This is a genomic window from Sinimarinibacterium thermocellulolyticum (assembly GCF_040327995.1).
Taxonomy (GTDB): domain Bacteria; phylum Pseudomonadota; class Gammaproteobacteria; order Nevskiales; family Nevskiaceae; genus Solimonas; species Solimonas thermocellulolyticum.
On the sequence record NZ_JBEPIJ010000034.1, the window covers coordinates 1 to 7,415 of the forward strand.

Below are 7,415 nucleotides of genomic sequence, written 5' to 3' on the forward strand. Positions count from 1 at the left end.
CCCGCAGGCGCGGCACTTCAGACGTCCATCCCCCAGGCGATAGTGCCGACAACCTGCACATCCGGGACATCGCTTCATGACCAAATCCTCTCAGATTTGGTCCGGTTTGCTTAGGAATTACCTATCGAAATCCTCAAGGATGGCGCTTCGGCCATTTACGGCGCCGACGCGGTCGGTGGTGTGATCAACATCATCACGCGCAAGGACTTCGAGGGCGTAGAGATCAGCCATCAGCTCCAGGGTACCGACCGCAAGGGCGGGGACGTCGAGCAGGGCTCGGTCACGATGGGGGTGAACGGCTCGCGCGGCAATCTCGTGTTTGGCGCGTCTTACTTCAAGCGTGACATCATCTTCGCGCGCGACTCGCTGTTCAATGCGCCCGGCGCGAGTTTTTTCTCCAACAACCTGGTTGTTCTGCGCGATACGAACCGCGACGGCATGTTCACGCCCGGCGACGAGGCCTCGGGGGACGAGTACGTGTACGCCGCCGTGCCGGGCGGCTGCCCGAACAGCGATCCGGCGTTTCAGCTCACCCCCGCGGGTCTGTGCGGCTACGATTTCAATCTGGTCGCCGCCGACGAGGCGGAAACGGCCAACCAAGGCCTATTCGCCAAAGGCACGTTCCAGATCACCGATACCTGGGATTTCACCGGCAACGCCAGCATCAACCGCGCCAAGTCTTTTGGCCGGTATGCTCCCGCGCTGAACGATTTCGCACTGATCATCCCAAACGACAATCCCTTCCTGCAGAACGAGGACATCGTGCAGCTCGGTGGCCCCTTCGGCGGTACCGCAGGTGAAGTCGGTATCCCCGACGAAGAGCTCTACCAAGTTCTGCTCTATCACCGCTTTGCCTCGCTGGGCAATCGCGACAACTTCACCGATGCGAATGTCTACGACATCAGCGGTATTTTCTCGGGGAACGTGTTCGGCCAGGTCGATGCCAGTGCCGGCGCGCGCTACAACGAGTACAAGTACTTTGAAAACGGCCGTTTCTACTTGCTGCGGCCGGCAGCACAGACCGGGCTTGATAACGGCACCTACGATTTCCGCGACCCCAACGCGACGCCGGATGCCGCGGCCAACTTCAAGGCCACGACGTCGCGCGAGTCCACCTGGATCACGCGAGAAGCGTTTGCCGACGTGCAGTTCCCGCTCCTCGATCTGAACGGGGGGCAGGCCAAGATGCTGGTCGGCTGGGAGTACCGCGAAGAGGACTATGAGGACCTGTACGACGCGGCTTCGGAAGCCGGACAGATCGGCGGTTCGTCGGGCAACTCGGCGGGCCTGGATCGTCGGGTACGGGCATACTTTGCCGAGGCCTTCTTCCCAGTTTTGGACAACCTCGAGCTCTCGGCCGCGGTTCGCCGAGACAATTACTCGGATTTCGGGGATGCGACATCGCCCAAGGTCAGTGTCCGCTATCAGCCGATCAGTCCACTGACCTTGCGCGCCTCTTGGGGCGAGGGCTTTCGTGCGCCGACGTTGGACTTCCTTAGCCAAAAACCGGCGTTCTCGGCAGAGCCGGTCACCAACGACCAGGCCGAATGCGAGTTCGAAGGCTTCATCTGGGACGAGTCGACGGCGACCTGCCGCGATGAGAACGGGAACGTTCAGGCGGTGCAGATCAATGCGACGCGAATCGCGAATCCCGATCTGGGCGCCGAGGATTCCGAGCAGTACTCGATCGGCTTCGCTTACGACGTGACGTCTTGGTTCGACTTCTCGCTGGACTATTACAACATCGCGTTGTCGGACCGTATCGACGTGTTCACCCCCGAGGAGATCCTCGATGCGATTCGCGTTGGCGATCCGGTCCCGGAGGCGTTCACGATCACCCGTGGTCCGACGGGGCGTATTCAGGATCTGCGCTTCGGGTTCACCAACTCCGGCGAACTCGATACCAGTGGCCTCGATTTTGAGGCGAACTTCCGCTTCGGACTCGGGGAGTTCGGCAATGTCACGTCGATGCTACGGTACGTGTACATCCTCGAGTACAAGATCGACAATGGTCGCGACCAAATCGGCGATCCGGGGGCCCCGGATACACGGATTCAGGGTGCGACGGAGTGGAAGATCTCCGACTTCTCGGTCGTTTGGAACTTCCAGGTCATCGGCGATCAGGCGCAGACGGTCAACGCCGGCGGTGTGCGCAGCGGGCACATCCCGACCTACGTGACGCACGACTTCCAAGTGTCCTACTTCGCACCCTGGAATGGCCAGATCACGGTGGGCGCGATCAACGCCTTTGGAAAAGAGCCGGACGCACGCTCTGCAGCCGATGGTCGTGACTACAACTTCTCCCTGTACGACCAGTACGGTGCGCAGCCGTACATCCGCTACACGCAGCGGTTCTGACGCAAGGGGGGGGTGTTGCACGAGGGCCCCTGCGGGGGCCCTCTTTTTTGGCGGGAGAAGACGTTTGACCGATGGGACCCCGGGATTGCAGGCCCGTGCTCAGGCGTGGAGCCGGTACTGGCGCCGCGGTGTGCGGCATTCATGTCCCGGATCCTTCTCCGAGCACTACGGACAGGCCACACAGGCGTTTTGGCGCGAATGCTTCGCCGGCGTGTCGGGTGACGACCGGGTGGTTGAACTCGGCTGCGGCAATGGCTCCTTGATTCGCTGGTTCGCGCAGGCTGCCCGATGCTGGCCGCAGGCGATCGACGCGGTCGATCTGGCCGAGCTGGACGATACCTGGCTCGCGCAGCTTCCGGCGGGCCTGCGGCAACGGGTACGGCTGCATCCGCGCACCCCCGCAACCGGCTTGCCCGCCGCGGACGCCTCGATCAACCAGCTCTGGAGCCAGTACGCGCTTGAATACTTCGCCGACGAAGACGGTTGGGCGTTTTTGCGCCGTGTGCTCGCTCCGCGTGCGACGCTCGCCGCCATCGTTCACCATCGGGCTTCGCTGCCGGCTCGGGTGGCTGACGCTGAGCGGGTGGACGCCGAGTGGCTGCTGCGCGCCGATGGACCGCTCGATCAGGCGGCTACCGTACTGCCGTGGCTGGCGATGTCTGAGGACCCGGCGCGGCGCACGCAGCGCGATGCCGACCCGCACGCCGCGGCGGCGCGTCAGCGTTTCAACGCCGCATTTGCCGAGGTGGCCGAGCGGATTGAGGCAACGGCGTTTCCCGACCTGTTGCGCGATACTGCGGAGCGCGTGATGCGCATCCTGCGCACCGCCTCGGCCGGCCATGTGCGGCAGGCGACGAGCGCGTTGCAGGCATTGCGTGCCGATCTGGCGGACAATCAGCTGCGCGTGGCCGAGCTGGTGGACTGCGCCCTCGATCGCGACGGCATCCAGGCCTGGGCGCAGCGGCTTGGGCAAATGGGATTCACCGCCGTCGATATCGGCGAGATCCAGGAGCAAGGCCAACTGTTCGGCTGGCGTCTGGTGGCCCGCCGCGGTGCCGTTCAAGGGGAAACATGAAGCCATCGATCAGTGCCGTGCGTAATCGACTGCAGCAGGCGTTCCAGCAAATGCACGCCGGAAAGCTCGAGACCGCGCGTCGTGAGTTCATGGCCTTGTGCAGCGACGCGCAGTGCGGTGCCGACGCCTTCCGTGGGCTCGCCGCCGTTTGTTGGCGGCAGGGTCAGTTGCCGGCGGCCATCGAGTATCTGCGGCAAGCCGTGAGCATCGCTCCCGATCACGCCGATGCGCATGCGGACCTGGCTATCGTGCTGATGCACGCGCGGCAGAACGCGCAAGCCTTGCCGCATTGGGAGCGGGTGATCGCACTGCGGCCGAACGATCCAGATGTCTGGCACAACTACGGCAAGCTGCTCGGCGACTTGCGGCAACTACAGCCGGCGTGCGCTGCTTTCGAGCGATCACTGGCCCTGGCGCCGGATCGTTTGCCCACGTTGATGACCTACGCGCGGGTCCTGGCAAGCTGCGGCGACGAGGAGGCCGCGCAGGCGCTCTGGAACCGCGTCATCGGGCTCCAACCGCAGCGCTTCGAAGGCTATCAGGGCCTGGCCGAGCTGCAGTTCGCGTGTGGCCAATTGGAGGCCGCGCGCGACACGTACGCGCGCGGCGTGGCGGCGGCGCCGGACGCCCCCGAGCTGCACATGGGGCTTGCGCAACTGCGCGAAGATCTCGGCGACCGTGAGGGGGCGGAAGCCGCCTTCCGCGAGGCATTACGCCTGCGTCCGGACTGGCCGCTCGCGCTCGAGGGCCTGCTGACACTGATCCGCGGACGTGCCGAGCCGGCACTGCTCGCGCAGGCGCGCGCGATCCTCGACGACGACAAGCGACCGCCGCAGGACCGTGCCAATGTTGGCTTCGGTCTGGGCAAGGCCCTCGATGCCAGCGACGCGGATGCGGCGTTCACGGTTTGGGAGCAGGCCAACCGCGCGCGGCGCAGGCAGATCGGCCCTTTCGACCGCATGCGCCACGCCGAGCGCATCGATCGTACGATCGCCGCCTTTGATGCGCGGCAGGTCGCGCGCCTGCGCGGGCAGGGGCTTGCCGACCCCCGGCCGGTGTTCGTGTTGGGCATGCCGCGCAGTGGTACCTCGCTGGTCGAGCAGATCATCGCGGCGCATCCCGAGGCGCACGGTTTCGGCGAGCTCAAGGAGATCGCCCGGATCGCGCGGCGGATGCCGGCGCACGTGGGGTCGATCCAGCGCTGGCCGGAAGCCCTGTCGGCGGTGACGCCCGCGGCGCTGCAGGCCGCGGCTGCCGACTATCTCGCTGTGCTACAAAAGCGCGGTGGTGGGACCGCGCGACGGTGGATCGACAAGGCGCCGCTGAACTTCTATCACGTCGGGTTGATCGCGCTCATGTTCCCGCGGGCGACGATCATCTGGTGCCGGCGTGATCCGCGCGACATCTGCGTCTCGATCTACGGCGAGAACTTCGCGCTCGAACAACCCTTCGCGACGGATCTCGGCGATCTCGGATTCTTCTATCGCGAGTACATGCGGCTGATGCGCCACTGGCAGTCCGTGCTGGGTGATCGGCTGCATGCCTGCGTGTACGAAGAGCTGGTCGCCGCACCTGAAAGTGGTGCGCGCGCGTTGATCGCGGCGACAGGTCTGGAGTGGCATGAAGCCTGCTTAAACTTTTACCAGAGCGACCGTGCCGTGCTCACGCCCAGTCGCTGGCAGGTGCGTCAGCCGATGTATTCGCACGGCGTGGGGCGCTGGCGCCGCTATGCGCATCGGCTCGGGCCGCTGATCGAAGCGCTAGGGGACGAGCTGACATGACCCAGCCTCGCGCCGCGAAGTTCGAGGTCCAGACGGTGTTCGCCGTGCCGATCGTGCGCGCCGCGCACCCGGCACCTGCCGTGCTCAACGGACGTTTACGAAGCTTGTTCCTCGAACGCGAGCAGGAAGGCGAGCGCTATCGCAACCCGCAGCCGACGATGACCATTCGCCCAGGTTTGTTCGAGAGTCGCTTCGATTTGTTCGAGTGGCCCGATGACGCCATCCGGGAATTGCGCAGCTTTTGCTGGTCGGCACTATTCAAGGCTGTTTCCGACCTGAGCGGATATAACACACACGAGGTGCAGCAACTCGAAGTGCGCTCGAGTGCGTGGTTCCACATCACGCGTCGCGGCGGGTACTTCGGCCAGCACAATCATCCAATGGCCAGCTGGTCGGGTGTGTACAGCGTGGATGCGGGGGACGATCACAGTGGGCACCCGGACAGTGGTGCACTCGTGTTCGCCCATCCGTTCGGCATCGCCACGGCATGGACCGACCTCGGCAACGCCAACCTGCGTGAACCCTGGGCGGTACGTCCGCTCAGCTTGCGACTCAAGCCAGGCGACCTGGTGCTTTTCCCGTCTTGGTTGCTGCACCAGGTGATGCCGTTTCAGGGTGACGGTGAGCGCATCACCGTGGCCTTCAATGCCTGGTTCCGGCGTCGCGCAGCGGGCGCCGTTTGAGGTTCAGCGCCGGCGCGGCGTGAGCTGGCACGCGCGCTCAAAGTCGCCGAGCACCGGCACCAGGGCGGCGAGGCACTCGCGCTCGGCCTCCGTCAAGTACGGGTTCCAGGCATCGAGGATCAAGACGATGCGGTCCGTGTTGCCACGGTTCCATGCCTCGTGCTCGAAGGTGTCGTCGAATACGATCGGTTCGCTTTCACGCCACTCGCGCCTTTCGCCGCCGACGTTGAGTGCGCAACCCGGCGGTATGACCAGCGGCAGATGTACGACGACGCGCGAGTTGGTGTCGCCGTGATGTGGCAGGATGTGTGTGCCCGGCGTCAGTACCGAGAAACAAATCTCCGGCGCCTGGTCGCGAATGCGGTTGAGGGGGCACGCCTCGAGCGCCGCCGAGGTGCGCGGGCAGCGTGCGTGATTGGCGTCGTCGCGGTGGCCGTGACGGTAGAAAAAGAAGGCATCCCAGGCCGGCGCCGCACCCGCCGTGTTACGTAAGTGCCGCTCCACCTGTGCGTGGTGAGAGAAGTTGAGGAAGGGTCTGAAGGCATCCGGTCCGTTCTCGCGCAGCGCGATCAATTCCTCCCGAATCGCGTCCGCTTCGTTGCGCAGATGGTCCAGCCACGGGAAGGCTGACAGGGGCAGGTAGGGCTGAGCCGGCAGTCCCGGAAAAAACAGGGTTTTGGGGCGTTGACGCGGGTCATCCGGTGCCATCGTCCGCTCGCGTAGATAGCCGGCCATGCAGTCCTCGACCCGTCGGAGCGCTACAGAACCGTGACGCGCGCGTAGCGGCTGCACGATCTCATCCACCAGCGCGCGTTGATAGCGGCGCACGTAGCTGGCCGCATGCAAGACCTCGTCGCGCAGCGCCCGCGGGGTGCTCTCCGGCGACAGCCAGATGCCGAGTCGCTGCGCATTCGCGATGGCACGCTGATATTCGATCGCTGCCTGGCGTTGCTCGCCCGTTGTCTCGCGCAGCTTGCCGAGCATCAGGCGCGCGCGGTGCAGGCGCGGCTCGGTGTTCAGCGCGGCGACGAGATGCCGCTCGGCGGCGGCGTGATCGCCGCATCGCAGTAACGCGATGCCGAGGTTCTCGTTGATCGCCGCATCGCCCGGAGCAGCTGCATGTGCATCGCGCAGGAGCGGCAGGGCCTGCGCCGCCGCGCCGCGCCGTAGCATGCGCATGCCTACGAAGGCGAGCGCTTCGCCGTGCGCCGGCGCGCGGTCCAGCAGCGCGAGATAGTGTTGTTCTGCAACGTCAGGCCGACCATTCGCCAGGGCTGCGCGCGCGCATTCGAGGATCCGGGACGGGTCTTGCATGCTGCGCTCCAAGCCGACGACGAAGGGAAGTCGGTCGGAATTCTTGCATGACACTGGTGCGCGTAACATCGCTGTGCACGCCTAGCAGCTTGCTGAAAAACCGCGCGAAAGATCGCTGCCTACGGCCCGCGAATCGAAATTTGCGTGACGAAAAGAGAGGGGATGCCCCGTTGCGACGCGTATGCGCAGTTTGAGCGCTTGTTT

Annotated in this window: 5 protein-coding genes; 4 read left to right on the forward strand and 1 reads right to left on the reverse strand. The window is 65.0% G+C overall.

Annotation, left to right across the window (positions count from 1 at the left end):
• Positions 1-180 precede the first annotated feature (180 nt).
• From ABSH63_RS15490 to ABSH63_RS15505, 4 genes are all read left to right on the forward strand, one after another.
• A complete protein-coding gene (locus ABSH63_RS15490) occupies positions 181-2,358 on the forward strand; it encodes a TonB-dependent receptor domain-containing protein (protein WP_352890981.1) in 2,178 nt (725 codons plus the stop codon).
• Positions 2,359-2,422: 64 nt separating this feature from the next.
• A complete protein-coding gene (locus ABSH63_RS15495; RefSeq protein ID WP_352890983.1) occupies positions 2,423-3,433 on the forward strand; it encodes a class I SAM-dependent methyltransferase in 1,011 nt (336 codons plus the stop codon).
• 89 nt (positions 3,434-3,522) lie between these two features.
• The gene (locus ABSH63_RS15500; RefSeq protein ID WP_352890989.1) at positions 3,523-5,214 is read left to right on the forward strand and encodes a tetratricopeptide repeat-containing sulfotransferase family protein; all 1,692 of its coding nucleotides are present in this window, start codon (positions 3,523-3,525) and stop codon (positions 5,212-5,214) included.
• A 35-nt stretch (positions 5,215-5,249) separates the two neighbouring features.
• Positions 5,250-5,897, forward strand: a complete 648-nt coding sequence (locus tag ABSH63_RS15505) for a putative 2OG-Fe(II) oxygenase (RefSeq protein WP_352890985.1) — start codon at positions 5,250-5,252, stop codon at positions 5,895-5,897.
• A 3-nt stretch (positions 5,898-5,900) separates the two neighbouring features.
• On the opposite strand, the gene ABSH63_RS15510 is transcribed toward ABSH63_RS15505, so the two are convergent.
• Positions 5,901-7,211 carry an aspartyl/asparaginyl beta-hydroxylase domain-containing protein gene (locus ABSH63_RS15510; protein WP_352890987.1) on the reverse strand — a complete coding sequence of 437 codons (1,311 nt, stop codon included), beginning with the start codon at positions 7,209-7,211 and terminating at the stop codon, positions 5,901-5,903.
• Positions 7,212-7,415 lie beyond the last annotated feature (204 nt).

Excerpts from the sequence above, each read along its gene's own strand:
- ABSH63_RS15500 (WP_352890989.1), top strand. The coding sequence starts at position 3,523 with ATGGCCTTGTGCAGCGACGCGCAGTGCGGTGCCGACGCCTTCCGTGGG.
- ABSH63_RS15510 (WP_352890987.1), bottom strand. The coding sequence starts at position 7,211 with ATGCAAGACCCGTCCCGGATCCTCGAATGCGCGCGCGCAGCCCTGGCG.